23 protein-coding genes and 1 other annotated feature are annotated in these 23,022 nt (G+C 44.6%); of the genes, 4 read left to right on the top strand and 19 right to left on the bottom strand.

The features are described from left to right. Positions 1–49 precede the first annotated feature (49 nt). The 8 genes from gspS2 to L3V30_RS00465 form a co-directional block, all read right to left on the bottom strand. Positions 50–442: a GspS/AspS pilotin family protein gene (gene gspS2, locus L3V30_RS00500; protein WP_237308052.1), complete on the bottom strand. Its 393-nt coding sequence runs from the start codon at positions 440–442 to the stop codon at positions 50–52. Positions 443–445: 3 nt separating this feature from the next. Beyond that, positions 446–742, bottom strand: a complete 297-nt coding sequence (locus L3V30_RS00495; protein WP_237308051.1) for a YciI family protein — start codon at positions 740–742, stop codon at positions 446–448. A gap of 115 nt (positions 743–857) precedes the next feature. Beyond that, the gene (gene yciA, locus L3V30_RS00490) at positions 858–1,253 is read right to left on the bottom strand and encodes an acyl-CoA thioester hydrolase YciA (protein WP_005392848.1); all 396 of its coding nucleotides are present in this window, start codon (positions 1,251–1,253) and stop codon (positions 858–860) included. A 226-nt stretch (positions 1,254–1,479) separates the two neighbouring features. Continuing rightward, a complete protein-coding gene (locus tag L3V30_RS00485; protein WP_005392849.1) occupies positions 1,480–2,043 on the bottom strand; it encodes a septation protein A in 564 nt (187 codons plus the stop codon). A gap of 203 nt (positions 2,044–2,246) precedes the next feature. Next, positions 2,247–2,489, bottom strand: coding sequence for a hypothetical protein (locus L3V30_RS00480; protein ID WP_005392851.1), 243 nt, complete (start codon positions 2,487–2,489; stop codon positions 2,247–2,249). A 111-nt stretch (positions 2,490–2,600) separates the two neighbouring features. Further along, complete coding sequence (locus L3V30_RS00475) at positions 2,601–5,141, bottom strand: hybrid sensor histidine kinase/response regulator (RefSeq protein WP_005392853.1); 2,541 nt, start codon at positions 5,139–5,141, stop codon at positions 2,601–2,603. Continuing rightward, positions 5,134–6,318: an acyl-homoserine-lactone synthase gene (locus L3V30_RS00470; protein ID WP_237308050.1), complete on the bottom strand. Its 1,185-nt coding sequence runs from the start codon at positions 6,316–6,318 to the stop codon at positions 5,134–5,136. The genes L3V30_RS00475 and L3V30_RS00470 overlap by 8 nt, the downstream gene beginning before the upstream one ends. 154 nt (positions 6,319–6,472) lie before the next feature. Beyond that, entirely contained in the window at positions 6,473–7,732 is a 1,260-nt protein-coding gene (locus tag L3V30_RS00465) for a dicarboxylate/amino acid:cation symporter (protein ID WP_237308049.1), read from the bottom strand. Positions 7,733–8,277: 545 nt separating this feature from the next. Here L3V30_RS00465 and L3V30_RS00460 point away from each other — a divergent pair. Further along, entirely contained in the window at positions 8,278–9,819 is a 1,542-nt protein-coding gene (locus L3V30_RS00460) for a long-chain fatty acid--CoA ligase (protein ID WP_237308048.1), read from the top strand. Between the two features lie 122 nt (positions 9,820–9,941). On the opposite strand, the gene L3V30_RS00455 is transcribed toward L3V30_RS00460, so the two are convergent. The 8 genes from L3V30_RS00455 to L3V30_RS00420 form a co-directional block, all read right to left on the bottom strand. Further along, on the bottom strand, positions 9,942–10,637 hold the full coding sequence (locus L3V30_RS00455) for a Crp/Fnr family transcriptional regulator (protein ID WP_074191544.1): 696 nt from the start codon (positions 10,635–10,637) through the stop codon (positions 9,942–9,944). A gap of 201 nt (positions 10,638–10,838) precedes the next feature. Then, entirely contained in the window at positions 10,839–11,645 is an 807-nt protein-coding gene (trpA, locus tag L3V30_RS00450) for a tryptophan synthase subunit alpha (protein ID WP_074191543.1), read from the bottom strand. Next, entirely contained in the window at positions 11,645–12,835 is a 1,191-nt protein-coding gene (gene trpB, locus L3V30_RS00445) for a tryptophan synthase subunit beta (protein ID WP_005394827.1), read from the bottom strand. The genes trpA and trpB overlap by 1 nt, the downstream gene beginning before the upstream one ends. Before the next feature lie 64 nt (positions 12,836–12,899). Next, positions 12,900–14,339, bottom strand: a complete 1,440-nt coding sequence (gene trpCF / locus L3V30_RS00440) for a bifunctional indole-3-glycerol-phosphate synthase TrpC/phosphoribosylanthranilate isomerase TrpF (protein ID WP_237308047.1) — start codon at positions 14,337–14,339, stop codon at positions 12,900–12,902. Positions 14,340–14,352: 13 nt separating this feature from the next. After that, a complete protein-coding gene (gene trpD / locus L3V30_RS00435; protein WP_237308046.1) occupies positions 14,353–15,363 on the bottom strand; it encodes an anthranilate phosphoribosyltransferase in 1,011 nt (336 codons plus the stop codon). Between the two features lie 36 nt (positions 15,364–15,399). Continuing rightward, the gene (locus L3V30_RS00430) at positions 15,400–16,008 is read right to left on the bottom strand and encodes an aminodeoxychorismate/anthranilate synthase component II (protein WP_237308045.1); all 609 of its coding nucleotides are present in this window, start codon (positions 16,006–16,008) and stop codon (positions 15,400–15,402) included. Positions 16,009–16,024: 16 nt separating this feature from the next. Beyond that, positions 16,025–17,590, bottom strand: a complete 1,566-nt coding sequence (locus L3V30_RS00425; protein ID WP_237308044.1) for an anthranilate synthase component 1 — start codon at positions 17,588–17,590, stop codon at positions 16,025–16,027. A 126-nt stretch (positions 17,591–17,716) separates the two neighbouring features. Next, positions 17,717–17,822, bottom strand: a sequence feature (Trp leader region). Next, positions 17,769–17,894, bottom strand: coding sequence for a trp operon leader peptide (locus L3V30_RS00420; protein ID WP_005394819.1), 126 nt, complete (start codon positions 17,892–17,894; stop codon positions 17,769–17,771). (Overlaps the previous feature by 54 nt.) A 95-nt stretch (positions 17,895–17,989) precedes the next feature. Between L3V30_RS00420 and L3V30_RS00415 the strand changes: the two genes are divergently transcribed. Then, a complete protein-coding gene (locus L3V30_RS00415) occupies positions 17,990–18,847 on the top strand; it encodes a PHP domain-containing protein (RefSeq protein WP_005394817.1) in 858 nt (285 codons plus the stop codon). A 185-nt stretch (positions 18,848–19,032) separates the two neighbouring features. Beyond that, positions 19,033–19,653: an L-threonylcarbamoyladenylate synthase gene (locus L3V30_RS00410; protein ID WP_005376791.1), complete on the top strand. Its 621-nt coding sequence runs from the start codon at positions 19,033–19,035 to the stop codon at positions 19,651–19,653. Between the two features lie 104 nt (positions 19,654–19,757). On the opposite strand, the gene L3V30_RS00405 is transcribed toward L3V30_RS00410, so the two are convergent. Continuing rightward, positions 19,758–20,468 carry a calcium-binding protein gene (locus tag L3V30_RS00405; protein ID WP_074191538.1) on the bottom strand — a complete coding sequence of 237 codons (711 nt, stop codon included), beginning with the start codon at positions 20,466–20,468 and terminating at the stop codon, positions 19,758–19,760. A 545-nt stretch (positions 20,469–21,013) separates the two neighbouring features. Between L3V30_RS00405 and rluB the strand changes: the two genes are divergently transcribed. Continuing rightward, complete coding sequence (gene rluB / locus L3V30_RS00400; protein WP_005376798.1) at positions 21,014–21,952, top strand: 23S rRNA pseudouridine(2605) synthase RluB; 939 nt, start codon at positions 21,014–21,016, stop codon at positions 21,950–21,952. A gap of 169 nt (positions 21,953–22,121) precedes the next feature. On the opposite strand, the gene L3V30_RS00395 is transcribed toward rluB, so the two are convergent. Next, positions 22,122–22,442: an HI1450 family dsDNA-mimic protein gene (locus L3V30_RS00395; RefSeq protein WP_005376800.1), complete on the bottom strand. Its 321-nt coding sequence runs from the start codon at positions 22,440–22,442 to the stop codon at positions 22,122–22,124. Positions 22,443–22,444: 2 nt separating this feature from the next. Beyond that, positions 22,445–23,011 (bottom strand): elongation factor P-like protein YeiP, encoded by a 567-nt coding sequence (yeiP, locus tag L3V30_RS00390; RefSeq protein ID WP_005376801.1) that lies wholly within the window; start codon positions 23,009–23,011, stop codon positions 22,445–22,447. Positions 23,012–23,022: the final 11 nt, after the last annotated feature.

Below are 23,022 nucleotides of genomic sequence, written 5' to 3'. Positions count from 1 at the left end.
CGCAATAGCGGATGAATTGCTCGTATCGAAAACAACGCACTCACTGTGACTATTTCATTTGAGTACAAGTTTGCTCGGAAACCAACTCATCTGCCATCAACTGACCGCGAGAGTTACGCACTTTAATACGGTACATTAAGCCCATATCAATTTGCTTACGAACTTCCGGGTTACTGCAATAGGTGTAGATACTGGTATTCAGTACTTGATTTAACGGCTTTGCACCGAGTGCGTCATCGTTATAAATCATCATCATTTCAACAACATTTTTGTTGGATGAGACACGCATTATCTGCAGTGGACCGTATTCCAAAGGGAGACCTGCGGACAAGACTCCCGCTCGGTTTGATGCCAATAGCTCAAGCTGGCGTTGATTATCATCGGTAGATGAACAGCCCGCTAACGCACCAAATGCCAAGAAAAGACACAGTAATTTTTTCATAAATTAAAACACTTTTTTGAACGGTTTCACGATTACATTATCGTAAACACCAGCCGCTACGTAAGGATCGGCTTCTGCCCACGCTTTAGCGTCTTCTAGAGAGGCGAACTCAGCGATGACAGTCGAGCCCGTAAATCCAGCTTCTCCTGGGTTGTCGGAGTCTATCGCAGGCATAGGGCCAGCAGTAAGAAGGCGACCTTCGTCTTGAAGCTTTTGTAAGCGCTCCAAGTGTTGCGGGCGAACGCTCATGCGTGTTTCCAGCGAGTTCTCGACGTCCTGAGAAAAGATGACATACCACATAGCATAGTTCCTTAATTGGTAGGGTAAAGTGTTAATTTAACGCCTTTTTTGTGTCTCTCACAAGTGAACAACAGAAAATGTGAGATCCTTTCTAACAGTTAGCGCTGTAGGTTGACTAATTCTGAACCGGGCGTGGTTTGCCTTCACTGTCAATGGCTACGTAGTTGAAAGTCGCATCACAAACCATGAAGCGCTCGCCGACACCGTGTGCTTTTACCGGCTTGACCCATACTTCCAGATCGACACTCATTGAGGTGCGACCAATCTTAGTGCATTCGCCATAGCAGCAAACGACATCGCCAACACCTACAGGCTTCTTGAAGGTAATGCTTGACACTGAAACGGTAACAACGCGACCAGAAGAGATCTCTTTGGCCAGAATCGCACCTGCTAGGTCGAGCTGAGACATAATCCAACCACCAAAAATATCGCCATTGGCATTAGTATCGGCAGGCATTGCAAGGGTACGAAGCAGCAGTTGACCTCTCGGAGAGCTAATTTCTTGACTCATTGTGACATCCTAAATCTTAAAGGCGCTCAAACTAAGCGCCAACATAGTAAATACCTAGAACCAAAGGTCCTTAAAAAACCGCAGACACCGGACCAGAGAAAGTTGGTTTACAGCAGCAAGAATGGTCTGAATCCGGTATGCCGTTTGATCGGTTTAGTGATACATGGAGCAAAACAGCGACCCGAAGGTCGCTGCAAAGTGCGCGGATTATAGCAAAACTGAGTTTTTAATCATCAGTCGATACATCGGATGAGTTATTTTTTTGTTCTTTTGGCATGTGTTTGTAAATGTAGAAGCCAGTCGCAATCATGTAGGCAAATGTCGCAATCAACATTCCGAATACTTTGAAGTTGACCCAAACATCCAGTGGTAGCTCGTAAGCGATATAAATGTTCAGACCAGCAAAGAATGAGAAGAAGCCGACCCAAGCCCAGTTGATCTTCGCCCAAATTGCATCAGGTAGCGAAATTTCTTTGCCCAACATGCCTTTAATGGCCGATTTCCCCATTGCGTGACTCGCTGCTAAACCGATAGCTAGAATCACATAAATGATGGTGACTTTCCATTTTATGAAATTGTCGTCGTGGAAGAATAGGGTCATGCTGCCAAATATCGTCACGATAACGAACGTAATTAGCTGCATTTTCTCGACTTTTTTATACAGAGCATAGGTGACGACAAGCTGAATTGCCGTTGCAACGATCAGCGCTCCTGTTGCTGCGTAGATGTCGTACATCTTGTACAAAGCGAAGAAGACGATGAGTGGGATAAAATCTAGGATTTGCTTCATGGTGGCAAAATCTACCTAATTAGTGAATTGAAGACAGTCTAACGGAATCTGACAAGATGTGAATACCGTCAAGGTTAGAGGTAAGAGAAGTAATCCCCTGACTGAATGATACAACAAGCAACATTTCGCAAAGATGAAGTAGTAAATCGAAGGCATAAAAATTGCCGCGATAGAGCGGCAATTGAGTTGATAGAATTTAAGATTTAAGCAACACGTTGATATTGAGAAATAAGCGTTTTGACATCCTCTAAATAGCCTTCACGTAACAGATTATCAACGGTTGCTTCAAGCTCTTCGAGAGACATCGTAAAGCAAGTGGATTTGCCGGTCATTAGGCTCAGATACTGATGGTATTCTTCTTCTGTATAGTGGCCTAAGCGATCGAGTAGTAGTGCTTTGATTCCATGATGAATCAAGCCGTAGTATGTGTGTCGATGAAGTAACATGGCGATCTCCTTATCAAGCTCATCCGCTAACCATTTGCAGCTTGCTTGACCCTCTGGATAATTCGATTTACTTCAGTAATGCACATCTAGTGCCAGTTTTATCTTCGCAAATTAGAAAGTGTTGGAAGTAGCAAAACTCTCATGTTGCAACCAGCGCTTGATGACGGTTTGGAGCGCATTTAACGTGGTTGGCTTTTCAAGTCTGTCATCCATGAGTTTCGCAATTAGCTCCAGCTCTTTAGCTCCAGACTCTCCAGATAGTGCGATGATAGGAACGGAAGACGCAATTTGCTTAATTCGTTGGCTTGCGTCAAATCCATTCATCACTGGCATCTGTACATCCATAAGCACCAAATCAATCTTGTGCGACTGAAATAGCTCCACCGCGGAAGCGCCATTATTTGCTTGTAAGCTGTTGACTCCCAGCCTTTTTAAGTACATTTGAACCAAAGTACGCTGCACCTCTTTGTCATCAACAATGAGCACTGTTGGTGCATCGTTACTTACTTGTACGTGTTGGTCTGTGCGAGGTTCAGAATGTGGTGCATTTACTTTCCAGCCATTGAAGTCCGGTGTTCTCAAAGTCTCTGGTTTGGGTGCGTTTGGGACGACCGGGAAATACAAGTAGAACTCAGTAAATTCGCCCAATTCAGACTGGCACTCAATTCGTCCACCAAAAGAGCGCATAACGCGTTGACAGTAGCCCAAGCCAAGGCCGCTGCCGCCACTTTTTTGATACGAGAAGAAGTCGTCAAATATCTTGTGTAAGATACTGCTATCTATGCCAGGGCCACTATCTCGGAAGACCAGAATGTTTTCGTAGGCCCCCGTTTGGCTACGAATCTCAATTTGACTATCGGGATAAGAATCAAAATAGTAGATAGCATTGCGAATCAAATTGAAAATGACAAAGTTAAATAGAGTTTCGTTTAATTTGGCGACAAAATCGTGCTCTTGGGGCAGATTGATCCTTTCAATTATTTGATCGTTTTCAAAGCCATAACGACTGACCGCTTGATCGACAGCTTTATGTATAGACGTAATAGTTAAGGGTTCGTGCTCAGGTGAGCTGTCGCTGACTTCTCGCAAAATAATGTCGATAAGTTGGCGACCACGCTGAATCGCTGCTTCTCCTTTATCAATCTCACTCTTTAACGTCTCAAGTGAAGCGTTTGATTCGATATGCTGTTTTAAAGCTTCAAATCGTAATTGCACTTGAGCGAGAGGGTTACGCATTTCATGCGCAATAGAGTTAGCGAGCGCACGGCTTTGGCGTACTTTTCTATCGGCCTCGATGGTGCTCTGGATGCGAACTAATAAGGTTTGCAATGCTGAAATTTCTTCATTAGAAAACAGCTTATTATCCATTTTGTGTGAAGAAATCAGTAAGTGCGTAACGGACTTTCCACGACCAAAAAGAGGCATTACGAGCGCCGTATTGCTGGATCGCATACGTTCGTAGAGCTTGCGCATTGAGCCTTTCGACGAGGAGGCATAATCAATTTCTTCAGACAGTTCATCAAGCACGAGAACAGACTTGCTTGACGGCAGATAATCTTCATAAAACGTTTCGGTGTAACTGCTGGTGACGAGCTGCAATTTATTATTTGGTATATTCAGTAACGCTGCTAACTGGCGCATTGCATCATCTATTGAGCGTTTAAATTCCTCTTCTAATCCAAGAATTTGTTGAACGGGTGTATGTCGTTTCCCATAAATAAAATAGGACGCGAAACGACTGACGCGTTTGTAAAGCAAGTGCCAAGTGATACCGATGAGTGCGCATAAAGGCACCGCTACAAGCCATTGGTTATCTTCCGAGATAGGAATAAATATTGCGCCCAGCGGGAGGACGAAAATGGCACAGACAAACAGCGCGCTAACGGTTAAGTATGTGAGGTATTTAGCGCTATAAAAGCGAGAGGTAAGCAGGGCATAGCCTACAAACAACATTTCACTAATTGAAAGTGCTGGTGGTAACCAGGTTAAGGAAAAGTCACCAAGGAAGTAAGTCATTCCAAGGTGTATCACTGCAGTTGATAACATGAAGACCAAAATGCCGGCTATCATATAGTTACTTTTTGCCAGCGTGAGTTTGCTGCTGTTCGCTCGCATGGTAATCAAGTTCAGCAGGGTTAATACCACAAATGTCAGCAAACTAATAAAGAAATATGAGGTATGGGGACCAAACTCGATCACGAACTGGCTTGGACCGCTAATGGTGACATTTTCGACAGTAAGGTTTGGCACTAAGTTGATGTAAAGCGAGTACGTTGCTAGTGCCACAAAGATGATTTTTTGCCAGGCTTTGACCGCAGTTTTTTTGATATCAGCCGCTAGCTGGCAAGAAAAATAGAACGCGAATGCAAAGGCAAAGAATGACGCCAAGTTCGCCAACTTAGCCATAAAAATACCGCCAGCGGAGCCCAACTCCGGCAATAAATCGGTATGGAAGTATGCATTGCTGCTGATCCAAACGATGATGCAACTAGAATAAGCAATGTACGGCGCATGATGCGAGCCTAAAATCGTTTCACTCTTCTGTTTTAGGCGATAGCAGTAATATAACAACCAAGCGAACACCACCAGTACAGTAGCGTATAGCGTCATTGCTTTTGGATAAAAAAGGCCGTGAAGATGAATATCAAGCATGTTCATTCACCTTTTCATCAATTCTTTTTGTTCGTACGCGGTGTTTGTAGTCGCGAAACTGTATGTCTTGAAATGCTTCAACCATCATACCTAAATTCCAGAAACCGCGGTATGTCTTGGTACCGTCACCGTTAATGTCGCGGTATCCTGAGTGAAAGTAGGCCTCTAAATCAATAGATTGATAGAAATTTAACATAAATATTTGCTCAATAATGGTAAAGCTGAGCTTATAGCCTGCTTTATATAGCTCACTCATCAATGCTTTTTGTGCCAAATACAAAAAGTACAGTTTTTGTTGGATGTTGCCACCCACTGTCAGACGCAGCACTTCGCAAACCGCTTCAGTGTTTTTCAAGTGAGATTGGAACTGCGCATCAAATTCAATAAGAGTCCGTTGGCGAGTTAGAGCGTTACCTCCAAAAAGGCCTAATTGATTAAGAGTAATGTAGCCATAATCAGGAAGGCAAAACTGCCATTGCTCACTACTAAATGGTGATGAATAGCTGAGCCAGGTATTTCTTTGGTGCAAGTTTTGCACCAAAGCGGAGGAGACCATGATTGGTGTAGATGACTGCTTGAACAATAGCACAAAGTGTTGACCTTTCTGCGAGAGTGATAATAGAGGCAATATCTCAAACCATTGTTCAGTTTGGACGAAGAGCTCAAGATTGCTCAGTGTGATTGCTTCGGAAATCGGCATTAATGCAGCGTGATTTGGCAGTGTTACCTTTAGGTCGCATTCGGCAATATCTTCGATCAATATGCTTGAATAGTCGCGGTCGTCAAACGAGAGCTGAGTTGGTCTTGTCGCTTCATTTAAAGGGTGCTTTTGCTTGATCGCAGCAATCTCACATTCACACCAGAAAACCATCCAATGCGGGTAACAATCTGCGGCAATTTGTTCAATTAAGAGCGCCTCTTCGGAGAAAGGCGTTGGATACTGCTGTACTAAATCTCGATAATCTATTAATTCAAACAGTACGGACAGACTCTTAGATGCGTATTTAGGAAAGAGGGATTTAAGAAGCTTTATTCTATACAAAGCAACTTGTTGAAAAAGAGAAGACCTTTCTTGCGGTGTAAGAGTAAGAAGAACCGTGTCAACCAGCGCCTGTTGTTTTGACTCGATCGGCAAATCTGTACTGGCGAGGGGCTCCAAAGACAGCTTAAGACTCATGATATAACCTAGTTCTGACGTTTTTTATATTTTGTAATGGTTTATATCATTTTGATAAATTTATGCTATTGGTTTCTATTTATATAGTTACGTAATGCAAGAAAAGACAAAAAACCGCTCATAGTGAGCGGTTTTTAGTTCATTCGAGAAAGGACTAAGCTTCTTGCTTTTTAAGCTCAGCTTCTGCCGCTTCCTCTTCTATTAGCGCATCAACAATAACTGCACATGCTGCATCACCAGTGATGTTTAGTGCTGTACGAATCATATCGAAAATACGGTCAAGAGCGAATAGCAGTGGTAGACCTTCAATTGGAATGCCAGCGGCAAGAAGCACGGCAACCACTAGGAAAGAAGGACCAGGAACACCCGCTTGACCAACCGCACCCAATGTAGACGTTACGATAATTGCAATGTAAGCGCCCATACCTAAATCGATATTGAACAGTTGAGCAAAGAAGATAGCAACCAAGCCATAGTAAATCGCATTACCTGACATGTTGATCGTTGCGCCTAGAGGCAGAACAAATGACGCGGTTGAATTTTTTACGCCCAGTTCTTTTTCACAGGTGTCCATTGTGACAGGCAGTGTTGCCATAGAAGAGGCCGTTGAAAGCGCAACAGCTTGTGGTTTTTTCATTGAAGACAGGAACTTCTTCGCTGATGTCTTGGTGAAAATATGCACCATTGCTGGGTAAACAACGAAACCGAAGATTAGGATTGCGGCAACGTAAACAACGAACAGTTTGAATACCACCATTAGTGCGCCAAAACCGAATGTACCGACTGCTTCTGCCATCAGGCCGAACACACCGATAGGGGCAATGATCATCACTTTGTTGATCATCCAAACCATTGCGTCAACGATGCAGTTAACACCATTAATGATTGGCTCACGACGCTCTTTTGCTTGCTTAGAAATTGCAATACCAAAGAACATACAGAAAACGAGGATCTGTAGGATGTTTGCTTCATTTAGTGATTGGAAAACGTTGGTTGGGATCATACCAGTGATGGTTGCCCAGAAAGTAGGTAGCTCACCTTTTGAAGCGTATTCTGCTGAGAACATGCCTTCAACGCCAGAGACGTCGATCCCCATGCCTGGTTGGAATACTTCACCCATAAATAGTGCAAGCGCAACGGCTAGGGCGGATGTTAAACCAAAATAACCTAGAGTGACGATGCCAACTTTGCCTGCTGACTGGCTGTTCCCAAGACCAGCTGCGCCAGAAATCAAGGCTACAGCGACCAAAGGAATAACCAACATTTTGATTAAGTTGATAAAGATAGCACCTAAAGGAGCGAACACCGTCGCATCATGACCCATCATGGCACCAACGGCTGTGCCCACGATCATGGCGATTACGACTTGTACGCCAATGTTGTTTAGCAAATTCTTTTCTTTTAACACTTCCATAACCTCTGTGCTAATAAAATGTAAAATCCTAAAATTACCCACTAACCATAAATGGTTTTATGGATAATTATCTCGCCTTGCTTTTTACACTTATCGTTTACAATTGGCAATATGCAGCAAGGTATTATTGATGGATTAATCGATATTTTATTGACGAACGATAAAGTTTTGTTCAATAGCAAACGTTTGCTATTGATTTTTGTTATGCCTGTTAGCTGTGTAATTGTTTTTGTTTATTTCTTTTTCTTGTTTATTTTTTGTTAACTGAGATGAGTTTTGTGTTTGCGAGCGTAGTCTGCGTCTTGCGTGACTTGGATTGATATTTATAACAATTAATTTCTTTCAAGCTCACACTTTTACCAATTAGCTTTGTGAAATGTTAATTGTTTTACATTCTTAGTTTTGATTGCATTGTAAACATAATGTTAACCAGAAATGGGCGAGACAAATATTAAGTGCCAACATTTTAGTGTAGGGGAGTGCTCTCTCTGTTAATGCTCCCGAGCCGATAAAACGAAAATCAACAAGTAAGAGGTGAAGCGATTATGATGAATCTTGCTGCTGCATTACAAAGAAATGCTGCGAGTAAACCAGATAAGACGGCGTTGATATGTGGTGATGTCGAGATAACTTATGCGCAGTTTGATGCGATTACCGGAAAGATCGCGGCTTCTTTAATCAACAAAGGGGTCGTTCCGGGCGATCGTATTGCGCTCTCATGCCCAAACATTCCTTTTTTCGCGTTTGTTTATTATGCGATACAAAAAGCTGGCGCGGTTGCTGTCCCATTAAATGTGCTTTTGAAAGCGCGAGAAATTAAGTATCACTTAGAAGATTCAAAAGCGAAGTTTTACTTCTGTTTTGAAGGGACAGCAGAACTGCCAATGGCAAAAGAGGGGGTTAAAGCGTTTGAGCAGGCTGATATATGTGAAAATATGGTCGTGATGACTCAATCTCAAAGTGAAAACGAATGGAATGGTGTGCCAACTCTCAATGCGTTTATAGCGGATGCAGAACCATTGTCAGATTATGTACCGCGTAATGCGGATGATACTTGTGTTATTTTGTATACATCAGGGACGACAGGCTTACCAAAAGGAGCTGAACTGACGCAGCAGAACATCATAATGAATGCTCTGGTGGCACAAAACATTATGGGCAGCCAGGCCGATGATATTCACTTAGTAACTTTGCCTTTATTTCATACCTTTGGTCAAACCGTCCACTTAAATGCCAGTGTTTTGGGCGGGGCAACCTTGGTGTTAGTGCCTAGGTTTGAGCCTAAACATGTTCTTGATCTGATGGAAAAACACAAAGTGACGTTGTTTGCTGGAGTGCCAACGATGTATATCGGCTTGCTTCATGTCCAGCACCAATTTGATACATCCTCACTACGTGTTGCTATCAGCGGTGGAGCCCCGTTGCCAACCGAAATCTTTAGAGCCTTTGAGGAACAATTTAATGTCCCAATTCTTGAAGGATACGGGTTATCAGAAACAAGTCCTATTGCATGTTTTAATCATTTAGATCAGAAACGTATACCAGGATCGGTAGGTCAACCGATTCAAGGCGTTGAAGTAAAAGTTGTCGACATTGAAGGCAATGCGCTACCGATCGGTGAAGAAGGTGAGATTGTTGTGCGTGGGCATAATGTTATGAAAGGATACCTTGACCGCCCGGAAGTCACTGAATCCGCGCTACAAAATGGTTGGTTCCATACTGGTGATGTTGGCCGTTTTGACAGTTCAAGTAATCTATTTATCGTCGATAGAATGAAAGATCTGATCATTCGAGGTGGATTTAACGTTTACCCTAGAGAAATTGAAGAAGTGTTTATGACTCATCCTGCAATCTCAATGGTAGCGGTGATAGGGATTCCAAATGAAGAGTATGGCGAAGAGATAAAGGCTTACGTTGTGCTTAAACCGGGAGAGTACATTGACGCGGAAACATTACAAAAGTGGGGCAAAGAGCAGTTAGCCTCTTTTAAATATCCTCGTTATGTTGAAATTCGTGAGCATCTCCCGATGAGTGCAACAGGAAAGATTTTAAAGCGTGAATTGAAATCTGAATTGAATGTGGCTTAGTCAATTCAATGAACTTCGGGTCACAGCGCCACTTGTCTGGAGCGAGTGGTGTTGTGCACGTTACTCAAGAATAGAAGATGGCAATCTCTTGCTAGCGTGTACACATGAACTATCTGTTTACTCTATTGTTCGAGTTGTTTTATGTGCGCTTCTAAGCGTTTTGGATTGGTAATGGTCACTGAACCATATTTCAGTTCTAGCATCCCAATACTCTCTAAGTTTTTTAGTACTTTATGAACACTTTGACGAGTTAGGCCCATCATGTTGGCGATATGTTCTCTAGTCACTCTCACGACACACGGCTGAGTATTGATAGCTTGGTTGTGTTGGTATTCAGCAAGCAACAGCAATCTTCTTGCAATCCGCTCTTCGATTCCTCTAATCGCATCATCTTCGATAACAGAAATGGCAGACCATAAGCGGCGGCTAAGTAAGTCGAGAATCGTAGGGTAACTTTGAGGATATTTGGCGAGTAATTGGCGAAACTTATCACCAGGTAGTTCCAGTAAGGTCACGCCCGAATGCGCGGTTGCGCCAAAAATACGGGGCATGCCGGGAGAAAAAACATTGTCTCCAAACCAGCCTCCTGCCTCGAAAATCATTAATGTGACTTCTTTGCCTTTTGAACTCATCGAATTAATTCGTACGGCACCCTGTGCAATGACCATAAGAGAAGATTGAGGTTCCCCTTTATTGCAAATCAGTGCTTTTTCGTCGAAACAGCGAATTTTAGCTATTTGTGCTGCTTCACTAAGTCCTTTCTCGGGCAGCCCTGATAATACAGGACATTTGGCTAATAATGCTTTGACTTCTTCCATGTGCAACCTTACTGCATCCTGCTCTAGCTATTATGTGTGCTGGTTAAGTGGCAAAGTTTATCACTCTTTGATTGCTATGCTTTAGATTGGTTTGGAAAGTGCGGGCGTTGAATAAAAAATGATATGGTATAAACGCCATACAAGAAAACGCCCGCTAAACAGAATGTTAAGCGGGCGCTATAGCGTTACATCAAATGCAAATTATTTCTGAGTGGCGGCTTTCATCGCTGACACAAAATCACCAAGTTTATCGAGCATAATTTGTGGCTGCTCGACATTCGCTTCAATGATTTTCACCACAGCTGAGCCGGAGATGGCCCCTGCTGCGCCAGACTCTATTGCTTGTTTCACCTGTGCTGGTTCAGAAATACCGAAGCCAAGCAGCGCTGGTGGTGCATCGAACTGGTTTAATCTATCTAACATGTGACCAACTGGCATATTTGCTTTTGTCTCTGCGCCTGTCACGCCAGCACGAGAAAGCAAGTAAGTGTAGCCACCACCCAGTTCTGATACTTGCTTCAGTGTTTCGTCACTTGCCGTTGGCGGTGCGATGAAGATTGGGTGAATACCAAACTTCTCTGCTGCTGCAACAAACTCTGCACTTTCATTGGTTGGTACGTCTGCAATCAAAACAGAATCGATGCCTGCTTTTGCACAGCGCTCGTAGAAGTTTTCGACACCGCGTGAGTAAACTAGGTTCGCGTACATCAGAAGGCCAATAGGCAGATCTGGGTATTTAGCACGAATCTTACCAATTTGTTCAAAGCAGATATCTGGTGTAGCGCCTGAATCTAGCGCACGAATGTTAGCGCCTTGGATGGTTGGGCCATCTGCAAGCGGATCTGAAAATGGAATACCAAGTTCAAGGGCGTCTGCGCCAGACTCAACGAGGTTTTCCATGATCTTGTAAGATTGTTCTGCGTTTGGATCGCAAACCGTTACGAACGGTACAAATGCGCCTTGGTTTTTTTCGTTTAGACGCGCAAACATCTTCTCATAACGGCTCATTAAATCACTCCTTTTTCTTCTAGGATGGCGTGTACGGTGAAGATGTCTTTGTCACCACGACCAGATAGGTTTACGACCAATAGTTGTTCTTTCTCAGGATTCTCACGAGCCATGCGCAATGCATGAGCTAGAGCGTGAGAAGACTCTAGAGCTGGGATGATCCCTTCGCTGCGAGCCAATTCTTGGAATGCCTCGAGCGCTTCGTCGTCCGTTACGTTGTCGTATTCTGCACGGCCAATAGCGTTTAGGTGTGCGTGCTGTGGACCAACTGAAGGGAAATCAAGACCCGCAGATACAGAGTAAGACTCCTCAACTTGGCCGTTAGGATCTTGCATCAATGGCGCTTTCATACCAAAGAAGATGCCCGTTTTGCCATGTTTAAGTGGTGCACCGTGTTGGTCTGTATCGATACCTTTACCTGCTGGCTCAACACCAATTAGGCGAACGCTTTCTTCTTCGATGAAGTCAGCAAACATACCGATAGCGTTTGAACCACCGCCCACACACGCGATAACTGCATCAGGAAGACGACCTTCACGTGCCAAAATCTGATTCTTAGTTTCTTCACCGATCATTCGTTGGAAATCACGCACGATGGTTGGGAATGGGTGAGGACCAGCTGCTGTACCTAGTAGGTAGTGCGCATCTTCATAAGTTGCAGACCAGTCGCGCAGCGCTTCGTTACATGCGTCTTTAAGTGTCGCTGAACCTGAGTGAACCGGAATGACTTCCGCGCCCATTAGCTTCATACGGAATACGTTTGGGCTCTGACGCTCAACGTCTTTTGCACCCATGTAAACGCGACACTTAAGGCCAAGTAGTGCACACGCTAGTGCGGTTGCAACACCGTGTTGGCCAGCGCCTGTTTCAGCGATGATCTCGTTTTTACCCATGCGTTTCGCAAGCAGAGCTTGACCTAACACTTGGTTGGTCTTGTGCGCGCCACCGTGAAGCAGATCTTCACGTTTTAGGTACAGTTTGGTTTTCGTACCTTTGGTTAGGTTACGAGTTAGAGTTAAAGCCGTTGGGCGGCCCGCATACTCTTGAAGAAGCGTCATGAACTCACTGCGGAATTCTGGATCTTCTTGCGCGTCGATAAACGCTTGCTCTAGTTGCTCCAATGCAGGAACTAGAATTTGCGGAACGTACTGACCGCCGTATTCGCCAAAGTAGGCATTCAGTTTTGCCATCGTTATATTCCTTCTCGTATTTTTCGCTACGAATAGCTTTAAATTTTTTAGCTGATATCCAGCTTTAGTAGTTGCGAATGGCGGTGAATGCCGCAAGCAACTTCTGTGAATCTTTTTTGCCTGGTGCACTTTCTACACCAGAGTTTAAATCTAACCCCAAGCAACCTAGTGTCGCTGCTTGTTGAGCATTTTCTGGCGACAGTCCGCCTGCTAGCATAATTTGACTTGGGTCACCGATCAGTGACCAGTCGAACACTTGACCAGTTCCGCCAGTTTGGGTGCCAACTTGAGCATCTAATAGATGGCGGTCAATGTAGTCTGCAAGTAGTTCTGGCTTCGCATCAGTCACGCCGTAAGCTTTCCAAATTTCTACCGCTGCTGGCAGTTCGGCTTTGAGTTGGTTTACGTAAGCTTGGTCTTCTTGACCGTGCAGTTGCACTGCTTTTAAACCCAAAGAGGTCACGACAGAAGCAACAAAATCGATATCGTGATTTTGGAAAACGCCTACGTAATTCAGTGGAGCACCGCTCATGGTTAAGCGAGCACCTTCAAGGTCAACCGCACGCTTCGACTTCTCGACAAAAATCAGGCCACCAAATACTGCGCCAGCTTGATATGCTTTTGCTGCGTCATCTGGATGCGTTAAGCCACAGACTTTGTTTTCACCCAACGTGACTTTGCGTACTGCAAGCTCTAGGTTGTCTTCCGCCATCAGCGAACTACCAATCAAGAAGCCGTCTGCGTATTCCGCTAAATCACGAACTTGTTGATGCGTATAAATGCCAGACTCTGAAATCACGGTCGCGTTTGGTGCTAATTCGCGAATTGTCGGTGCCAGCTCTTTAGTACGATTCAAATCGGTACTTAGGTCGCGCAAGTTACGGTTATTGATGCCGATAACGCGTGCTCCTAGATTAACGGCACGATGAAGCTCGTCTTCGTTGCTGACTTCGGTCAGAATGCCCATGTTCAGGCTGTGTGCTGCTTCTTCTAGGGCTTTGTACTCTTCGTCATTCAGGACAGAAAGCATCAGAAGTACGGCATCAGCACTGTAATGACGTGCTAGGTAAACTTGGTAGGTGTCTATCATGAAGTCTTTGCACAAAACTGGTTGTTTGACTTGACCACGCACTTGAGGAAGAAAGTCAAAGTTACCTTGGAAGTACTTCTCGTCAGTTAGGACTGAAATTGCATCAGCATGGTTGTTGTAAACCGATGCAATGTAATCCAAGTTAAAGTGATCACGAATCAAACCTTTAGAAGGAGATGCCTTCTTACATTCGGTGATGAATGCTGTCTTTTCGCCACTCAGTGCATCGTAGAAGCTGCGATCCGATGGCAGTAAATCAGACTGAAATGTGCTTAGCGGTTGAGATACCTTACGGTCTGCTACCCATTGATATTTGTCGCGGACAATTTTTGCCAGTACTTCTGCCATTTCTGCTTCTTTCTTAGAAACGTGTTCAGACAGGTTGTCAGCTTGCTGAGTGTTGAAGTCAGTCATCTTCTTCAATTCCTTAAGCGTGTGCGGCAAGTTGTTGTACCAATTGGTACGCCTTGCCTGAATTCATTGCCTCAATCGCTTGTTGCGTGTTGGCTTTTAAATCTTCGTGGCCGAATAGACGCATTAGCAGAGCAACGTTTACTGCCACTGCGCCCAATTGTGCGTCTGTACCTTTACCCGTCAGAATATTGGTAATGATCGCTTTGTTTTCTTCAGGATCGCCACCTTTGATTGCTTCTAGTGGGTGCGCTTCTAGACCGAAGTCTGCAGGCGTTAGTTTGTATTCTGTGATCTTACCTTCTTTGATTTCTGCAACCGTTGTTTCGCCATGAATCGCGACTTCGTCCAAACCACTTCCGTGTACCACTGCGGCGCGCTTCATACCCATTTGTAGCATGGTTTCCGCGATAGGACGAACCAGTTCTTCACTGTAAACGCCCATCAATTCGATGTTAGGACGAGCAGGGTTAATCAGTGGGCCTAGAATGTTAAAGATAGTGCGTGTTTTCATGGTTTGACGTACTGGCATCGCATGACGCACACCACCGTGGTATTGAGGTGCAAATAGGAAAGCAACACCGATGTCGTCGACCGCTTTGCGCGTATCTTCTGCGCTCATGGCTAGGTTGATACCAAATGAATCAAGAAGGTCAGAAGAACCCGATTTGCTTGAAACGCTGCGGTTGCCGTGTTTTGCTACTTTTAGACCACATGCAGCAGCAACAAACGCCGCAGTGGTTGAAATATTAATGGTGTTGTGACCGTCGCCGCCCGTACCTACGATATCTGCGAAATCGTAATCTGGGCGAGGGAATGGGTTTGCATTTGCCAGTAGTGCTTTGGCCGCGCCTGCAATTTCATCTGGCGTTTCGCCTTTGATTTTTAGTGCAGTCAGTGCTGATGCCATCAAAATTGGGTCTAGTTCACCACGGATGATGACGTCGAACAGCTGTTGGCTCTCTTCTTGAGTAAGCGATTCTTGCTCGTACAATTTGGTAATAATAGGGTTGATGATTGCTTCCATATTTCCTCTCCTAAATTTCTTATGTGCCAGTGCTTTTTAAGCAGTGAGTGGGTTCACTGAAGTTTGTTCTTCAAGTGCCCATTCAATGGCATTGGCCAACAGTGTTGCTCCGTAGGTCGTCATAATAGATTCCGGGTGGAACTGGAACCCGCAAACTTTATCTTCTTCATGTACAACAGACATCACCAAGTCATCCACTTCTGCCGTGATGGTTAGACTCTCAGGAACCTTGGTCGCAACCAGCGAATGGTAACGTGCAATCGCAAGTGGTGATGGTAGGTTTTGGTAAATCGCATGGTTTTGGTGCTCCATCATAGAGACCTTACCGTGAATGATTTCGCCTGCGCCAGCAACGGTGCCGCCGTATGCTTCAACAATCGCTTGGTGACCAAGACAAATACCGATCATCGGAACTTTGCCTTTCATGCGTAGGATAAGTTCTGGCATTGAGCCTGCCTCTGACGGTGCACCAGGGCCTGGCGATAGCAGAACCACTGGGTTTTCAAGCTCGTTTAGCGCTTGTTCGATGGTTTCTGCTGGGATGTTGTTTCGGTAAATCTTGACTGAGTGACCTAGCGAGCGGAATTGATCCACAAGGTTGTAGGTGAACGAGTCAAAGTTGTCGATAAAAATGATATTAGCCATCTCTGAACCCTATTCCTTATTGTGACTTATGCGCTGCTTGGATAGCAGAGATTACCGCTTGTGCTTTGCCGCGCGTTTCGTCTGCTTCCGCTTGTGGATCAGAGTCGAACACCACGCCTGCGCCTGCTTGAACTTGAGCAATGCCGTTCTCAACGTACGCTGAGCGGATCACGATACAAGTATCTAATGTTCCTTCGCCTGTAAGGTAACCCACAGCACCGCCGTAGCTGCCGCGTCGTGCGCCTTCTACATCGCGAATCAACTGCATTGCACGAATCTTTGGTGCACCAGTGAGCGTGCCCATGTTCATACATGCTTGGTATGCGTGCAGCGCGTCTAGGTCTTCACGCAGTTGACCAACCACACGAGATACCAAGTGCATAACGTGGCTGTAGCGGTCGACTTTTAGAAGGTCTGCTACGTGGCGAGTGCCAGCTTGAGCAATACGAGCGACGTCGTTACGTGCCAAGTCAACCAACATCATGTGTTCTGCGTTTTCTTTCATGTCGGTGCGCAGTTCAAGTTCGATGCGGCTATCTAGGTCGAAATCAATCTCGCCGTTAGGGTGCTTGCCACGGCGACGTGTGCCTGCAATTGGGTAGATTTCAATTTGGTTGGTGTCGGTTTCATACTTAAGCGCGCTTTCTGGTGATGCGCCAAACAAAGTGAACAGCTCATCTTGCATGTAGAACATGTAAGGGCTTGGGTTACTTTGTTTCAGTTCTTTGTAAGCAGCGAGTGGAGAAGGGCAAGGTAGAGTGAATCGGCGAGATGGTACGACTTGGAACACATCGCCTTTCACTACGAACTCTTTTAAGTCGCGAACTATTTGACAGAAGTCTGAATCAGATACGCTAGGTTCTACCGTTACGTCGGCGATTTGCTCTGCATTTGGAAGTAACTTAGGTGCCGCACATTGAGCGCTGATTTCTGCGATGCGAGTCTCTAGCGCTAGTTTTTCTGAATCATCCACAAACAATGTAGCTTGAAGCTGGCAAGATTCCGTTTGATGGTCGACAACAAGCAATGTTTCCGCTACGTAGAAAACGTAATCTGGACATTGATTGGTTGCTTTTGCATTACCAAGCGGCTCGAAGTTTGCGACTAAGTCGTAGGCAAACAGACCGCCAAGGAAAATCGCGTGTTTGTCTTGCTGTGAAACATCGAAGCTGTGTTGCACTAAACGTAGCGCGTCAAAAGAAGAAGCTTCACGTAGTCGAGAGTCTTCATCTAACGTGTCGCATGGCTGGCTAAACTCCAAAGTCAGCGTTTCGCCATCGAACTTACTCTCAACGTCACCACGGATGTTCTGGTTTAGGTGAGACAGTAGGTTTTTACCGTTGTTAGTTAACGCCTGCATGTTTACAGTGTGGCCGTAACAAACGATGCGCACCGCTGAATCGACGATTAAAAGTGATTTTAGATTCTGTTTCGAATCAATTTCAGCGGATTCGAGAAGCAAGCTATCTCTTTTGTTCTCACAAATGGTATGGAACAAACGTGTTGGGTCTTGAGTGTAAGGAACCGAAGCCTTTAATACTTCTAGGCATCCAAGTTTCTTGATTTCTATGGCCTTATTCACAAGACCTCCTTGTAGCTGTCTAAATCTTCCTGCCGTACATAGTCGCATAAAGCAAACGTTCTCCCAATCTAGAGTTAGCCATATTCGATTAATGTTTAGGCAGTTGAATGTGAAATGAGCAACAAAACAAAAAAGCCCGCTTTTAAGTAGCGGGCTTTACAACGTTTGGTTCTATAAACTAGAAGTATACGTTTGCCCACCAAGAACTAGTCCAAGTGCGCCACCAAGCAAGATCTGATGAGTTTGTCTTATTAAGACAAACCGCAACTTTCGCTTTTTGGTTTTGGTTAAATTCTTGTAACATGGTGAACCTTAAATTACGTACTTTGTATTTGTGTACTAGTTAACTAGTGCGAGAGTAAAAAGTCAACCCCAAAACAGCATTAAAACGATAAAAATATGAGAATTGATTTACATAGTCACACCACTGCATCGGACGGTCGGTTAGAGCCTAAAGATTTAGTGGAAAGGGCGCTGAGTTTTGATATCGAGGTTTTGGCGATCACTGATCACGATACGGTTGACGGCTTGGCGTTAGCCAAGCAACACGTTCAAGACAATAATTTGCCGATCAAAATCATCAACGGCATTGAGATATCGACTGTCTGGCAAAACAAAGACATTCATATTGTCGGTTTGAATATCGATCCGGAAAATGAACAATTATCCGCCCTCATCGAGCAGCAGAAGCAGCACCGCATAACAAGGTCAGAGTTGATTGCAGAGCGACTACAAAAAGCAACTCGGGAAGGTGTGCTCGAAGAAGTAAGGCAGATCGCCGGTGATGCGCCTGTTACGAGAGCGCACTTCGCGAAATGGTTGGTGGATAATGGTTACGCAAAAACCATGCAAATGGTGTTTAAAAAATACCTAACGCGTAATAACCCAGGTTATGTACCACCGAATTGGTGCTCGATGAAAGATGCGGTTGATGCTATCCATGCTGCTGGTGGTTTGGCGGTATTAGCGCATCCTGGAAGATATAAGTTGACAGCGAAGTGGATTAAGCGTCTTCTAGCAGCGTTTGTAGAAGCAAACGGCGATGCGATGGAAGTTGCACAGCCACAGCAAGCGCAACAAGAAAGGCGCAACTTGGCTGATTATGCTATACAATACAAACTATTAGCGTCTCAAGGCAGTGATTTTCACTACCCATCCCCTTGGATGGAGCTAGGAAGGAACCTTTGGTTGCCCGCAGGCGTCGAACCAGTTTGGAAAGATTGGGGTATTGATCCTTCGTTGGATATATCAAAGTAACCTCAAAGCATGGGTTTCAGTATCAAATAACTGGAAAGTGTATATTGGGTATTAATGTGGCTTTCCTTGTCGTTGGAACTGAACAACACTTTGAATCTTGAAGTCACTTGATAAAGCACAACAAGGCGGCATTCAAGCTCCACATAAGAATATAGAGCCGAGAGGCTCGATAATGAGGAATTACAATGAGCCAGTTTTTTTACGTTCACCCAGAAAACCCACAGGCTCGCTTGATTAATCAAGCAGTAGCAATCATTCGTAACGGCGGCGTTGTGGTGTACCCTACCGATTCAGGGTACGCACTTGGCTGTCAGTTGGAGAACAAACAGGCACTGGAACGAATCTGTCAGATCCGTCGTCTGGATGATAAGCATAACTTTACATTACTGTGTCGTGATTTGTCGGAACTTTCTCTATATGCGCGAGTGGATAACTCTGCATTCCGACTACTGAAAAATAACACACCAGGTCCTTACACCTTCATCTTCAAAGGAACGAAAGAAGTGCCGCGTCGTTTGATGAACGCGAAACGTAAGACCATCGGTATCCGTGTTCCAGACAATCAAATTGCCTTGGACTTGTTGGAAGCATTAGGTGAACCGATGATGTCTACGTCGTTGATTCTACCTGGCAGTGACGTAACAGAGTCTGATCCGGAAGATATTCGCGATAAACTAGAACATGCGGTTGATGTGATTCTTAATGGCGGTTACTTAGGTGAACAGCCTACGACCGTCATTGACTTTAGCGAAGGTGAACCTGTTGTGGTGCGTTTGGGATCAGGTGACCCGGCACCATTCGAATAATTCGATTAATAGACGTACACCACCGTCAAACAAAATAGGAGGCATCGCGCCTCCTATTTTAGTTTCTTATTATTGCGTATCTCAGCGAACTTCGCTGATTGAGATTAAGCGAAATCGAAAATGTCGATACCATTTTGTTCAGCATAGTTGATGTATGCAGAGCTCACGCCGTTTAGTGTCACTTCAACATTGTATTCATCACTAGAGAATACCGCCCAACCACACTCGTTGTAAGATAAAGTAAGATCATCCGCTGAATCTAAGAACGTATCGCGAATGCCATCATTGTCGGTGTCTCTGCCCATATCGAAGACAAGTTTGTCATGAAAAATATTAAAATCGACAATATCGGCTTTAATATCAATATCGTTGGAAGATACAGGTTGATCGGGTACGCCAATAGCCAGGCGGTTTGTAAGCACAAAAGTGTCGTCTCCACAGCCGCCGCTCAGTACTGATTCACCATCGCCAACGACGAGCGTGTCGTTACCCCAACCACCACTCAAGTAGTTGTTGCCTGAGTAATCAAAAATTGTATCATCGCCACAGCCACCAAAAAGCTTGTCATTTCCTAATCCGCCCGATAGGAAGTCGTTGCCAAAGCCGCCAGAAACAAAGTCGTTCCCTCGGCCACCGAGCAAGGTATCGTCTCCCCAGCCCCCGAAGACAACATCATTGCCTCCGTATCCTACGAACTTATCATCACCACAGAAGCCGAAGAAAATATCGGTTGTTTCAGCCCCTTTTGTACCGGTCATATCGTCATCTTGAGATGTCCCAAAAATCCAATTTAGGTCTAGATTTAGCATAGACATTGTTCTATTCCTTTTTGTCTGATTTATGCCAATCGCCGAAAATACAGAGCTAATCTAGCTAGTTAAAATACACGATAACGTTAGTGTCATTTTTAATAGTAAATAGTGACTTACCGATGCTTCTTTCTTGCTATGAGTGCTCATTTATCCACGATGATTGGTATTACTTAGCAGCAAACAGGGACGGCTTATTCTTCGTTGCTTTCTAGCAATACGAACAGTAAACACACCCCAAGTGGTTATTGTTGTAACCCTGACAATTTTATCAGGTACTGCACGGTTAAAGTGGCTCGGGAAGACCGATATTAGTGGGATTCTCGTTGGGCAATATCAGTATTAAGTAGGAAAAAAGTTGCAGAATAGAGTAAATATTTTCGACGTTCTAAAGTGAATTTTTGGTGTGGAGAATGGCGCCGATTTAGCTTACATTAACTGAGAAAGTTACGTATAATGTCGGACCGAAAAATCCCACTGAAATGGGTAATCAGCAAAATACAGACCAATCCTGGTCTAGACGTCTGTGAAGACGACACATAGGTAGATAAATGAGCGAAAAGTTACAAAAAGTATTAGCACGTGCTGGTCACGGTTCTCGTCGTGAGATTGAATCGTTAATTAAATCTGGTCGCGTTAGCGTGAACGGTGTAGTCGCTAAGCTTGGTGAAAGACTTGAAGACGAGAGCAGCGTAGTTCGTATCGATGGTCACATTGTCTCTGCAAAGATTCAAGAAGAAGTGATTTGTCGTGTACTTGCGTACTACAAACCCGAGGGTGAACTGTGTACTCGTCACGATCCAGAAGGTCGTCGTACTGTTTTTGATCGTCTGCCAAAAATTCGTGGCTCTCGTTGGATTTCAGTTGGTCGTCTGGATGCGAACACTTCTGGTCTTCTGCTTTTCACAACGGATGGTGAACTGGCGAACCGCTTAATGCACCCAAGCCGCCAAGTTGAACGTGAATACCTAGTACGTGTGTTCGGTGAAGTAACTGAACAGAAAGTTCGTAATCTAGTAAAAGGTGTTGAACTGGAAGACGGTTTAGCTCGCTTCGAAGATGTTGTTTACGCGGGTGGTGAAGGCATGAACCACACGTTTTACGTTGTTATCAACGAAGGTCGTAACCGCGAAGTTCGTCGACTATGGGAATCGCAAGAGTGTACCGTTAGTCGTCTGAAACGTGTTCGTTACGGCGACATTTTCTTAGACAAGAAACTGCCTCGTGGCGGTTGGATGGAGCTTGACCTGAAAGAAGTAAACTACTTGCGTGAGCTTGTAGAGCTTCGTCCAGAGAAAGAAACCATGCTTGATCTGAACAAAGACAACACGTCACGCAAACGTGAGCGTGCACGCAGCCAAAAAATTCGTCGCGCAGTTAAGCGCCATGAAGAACGCGTTAACACGCCAAAAGGCCGCAGCAACAACCCTTCTCGTCGTAAGCCGAAGAAGACTGCTGGAGACCAAGGCGCACGTAACAAGCATCGTTAATCGATAGCAAAACATCAGAAAGGCTTGCCAATTCGGCAAGCCTTTTTCTTATCTGTTACATAACAAAAGGATCTAAAGCCGATATAGAGCAGGGTGCTTTGGATAAACAAAAACAACAGATAAAAAATACCAGCACTAGGCTGGTATTTTTGTTCATGATGAAGAAACGTTAATCGCGTTTCCAAAGCATATGGCAGAACTTATGTTCAGGGTCTCGGCTGATTAGCATACGAGCAAATACGTCATCAAGAACGTCATTTTCCTCATTTACTAGGCCGATACGAACCTCTGCATATACTTCTTTGTCGATCTCAAAGCCAACATGTTCAACCCAGTCATCACCAGTTTCAACAAGTTCTGCGGCACCACGATCTTCAAATTGCGCAGTAAACAGAATCACGTCAGCAGGCTCTAGATTATCTGGAGCCATTTCAAGGAAAATGTCGTACGCTGCGTCGATGACGTCGTCGTAAGAAATCAAATCAGACATGCTTATGCTCGGCTCATGTATTTACGTTCAGCTGTGTTAATGATAACACGGTCACCAGTTGCAATGTACTCAGGAACCTGGATGACAAGACCTGAAGCGAAGCGTGCTGGTTTAGTACGAGCAGATGCAGAAGCACCTTTGATTGACGGGTCAGTTTCTTCAATCACTAGCTCAACAGAAGATGGTAGTTCAATACCCACAGCAGCACCGTTAACAAGGATAATGTGGATACCTTGTGTATCTTCGTTGATGAACAGCATGTCGTCTTCAACTTCATTGTGCTTGAATGTGTATTGTGAGTAGTCTTCGTTATCCATGAAGATGTGCTCATCGCCGTCAGCGTATGAGTACACAACTGCACGTTTGTTCATTTCTACCGTTTCAACAACGTCATCAGACTTGTAACGCTCATCTACACGTGCGCCCGTGTTTAGATCTGTACAACGCATTTTGTAGATTTTAGCGCCGCCACGACCGCCAGGAGTCGTTACTTCGATGTCTTTAACTAGAAGAGTTTTACCATTAGACTCGATTGCGAAGCCTTTTTTGATTTCACTTGCCTTTGGCATTGTATATTCCT

The organism is Vibrio sp. A1-1 (assembly GCF_021728175.1).
Lineage (GTDB): Bacteria > Pseudomonadota > Gammaproteobacteria > Enterobacterales > Vibrionaceae > Vibrio > Vibrio diabolicus.
This window is presented reverse-complemented; position numbering and strand designations above follow the sequence as displayed.

Excerpts from the sequence above, each read along its gene's own strand:
- gspS2 (WP_237308052.1), bottom strand. The coding sequence starts at position 442 with ATGAAAAAATTACTGTGTCTTTTCTTGGCATTTGGTGCGTTAGCGGGC.
- L3V30_RS00495 (WP_237308051.1), bottom strand. The coding sequence starts at position 742 with ATGTGGTATGTCATCTTTTCTCAGGACGTCGAGAACTCGCTGGAAACA.
- yciA (WP_005392848.1), bottom strand. The coding sequence starts at position 1,253 with ATGAGTCAAGAAATTAGCTCTCCGAGAGGTCAACTGCTGCTTCGTACC.
- L3V30_RS00485 (WP_005392849.1), bottom strand. The coding sequence starts at position 2,043 with ATGAAGCAAATCCTAGATTTTATCCCACTCATCGTCTTCTTCGCTTTG.
- L3V30_RS00480 (WP_005392851.1), bottom strand. The coding sequence starts at position 2,489 with ATGTTACTTCATCGACACACATACTACGGCTTGATTCATCATGGAATC.
- L3V30_RS00475 (WP_005392853.1), bottom strand. The coding sequence starts at position 5,141 with ATGCTTGATATTCATCTTCACGGCCTTTTTTATCCAAAAGCAATGACG.
- L3V30_RS00470 (WP_237308050.1), bottom strand. The coding sequence starts at position 6,318 with ATGAGTCTTAAGCTGTCTTTGGAGCCCCTCGCCAGTACAGATTTGCCG.
- L3V30_RS00465 (WP_237308049.1), bottom strand. The coding sequence starts at position 7,732 with ATGGAAGTGTTAAAAGAAAAGAATTTGCTAAACAACATTGGCGTACAA.
- L3V30_RS00460 (WP_237308048.1), top strand. The coding sequence starts at position 8,278 with ATGATGAATCTTGCTGCTGCATTACAAAGAAATGCTGCGAGTAAACCA.
- L3V30_RS00455 (WP_074191544.1), bottom strand. The coding sequence starts at position 10,637 with ATGGAAGAAGTCAAAGCATTATTAGCCAAATGTCCTGTATTATCAGGG.
- trpA (WP_074191543.1), bottom strand. The coding sequence starts at position 11,645 with ATGAGCCGTTATGAGAAGATGTTTGCGCGTCTAAACGAAAAAAACCAA.
- trpB (WP_005394827.1), bottom strand. The coding sequence starts at position 12,835 with ATGGCAAAACTGAATGCCTACTTTGGCGAATACGGCGGTCAGTACGTT.
- trpCF (WP_237308047.1), bottom strand. The coding sequence starts at position 14,339 with ATGACTGACTTCAACACTCAGCAAGCTGACAACCTGTCTGAACACGTT.
- trpD (WP_237308046.1), bottom strand. The coding sequence starts at position 15,363 with ATGGAAGCAATCATCAACCCTATTATTACCAAATTGTACGAGCAAGAA.
- L3V30_RS00430 (WP_237308045.1), bottom strand. The coding sequence starts at position 16,008 with ATGGCTAATATCATTTTTATCGACAACTTTGACTCGTTCACCTACAAC.
- L3V30_RS00420 (WP_005394819.1), bottom strand. The coding sequence starts at position 17,894 with ATGTTACAAGAATTTAACCAAAACCAAAAAGCGAAAGTTGCGGTTTGT.
- L3V30_RS00415 (WP_005394817.1), top strand. The coding sequence starts at position 17,990 with ATGAGAATTGATTTACATAGTCACACCACTGCATCGGACGGTCGGTTA.
- L3V30_RS00410 (WP_005376791.1), top strand. The coding sequence starts at position 19,033 with ATGAGCCAGTTTTTTTACGTTCACCCAGAAAACCCACAGGCTCGCTTG.
- L3V30_RS00405 (WP_074191538.1), bottom strand. The coding sequence starts at position 20,468 with ATGTCTATGCTAAATCTAGACCTAAATTGGATTTTTGGGACATCTCAA.
- rluB (WP_005376798.1), top strand. The coding sequence starts at position 21,014 with ATGAGCGAAAAGTTACAAAAAGTATTAGCACGTGCTGGTCACGGTTCT.
- L3V30_RS00395 (WP_005376800.1), bottom strand. The coding sequence starts at position 22,442 with ATGTCTGATTTGATTTCTTACGACGACGTCATCGACGCAGCGTACGAC.
- yeiP (WP_005376801.1), bottom strand. The coding sequence starts at position 23,011 with ATGCCAAAGGCAAGTGAAATCAAAAAAGGCTTCGCAATCGAGTCTAAT.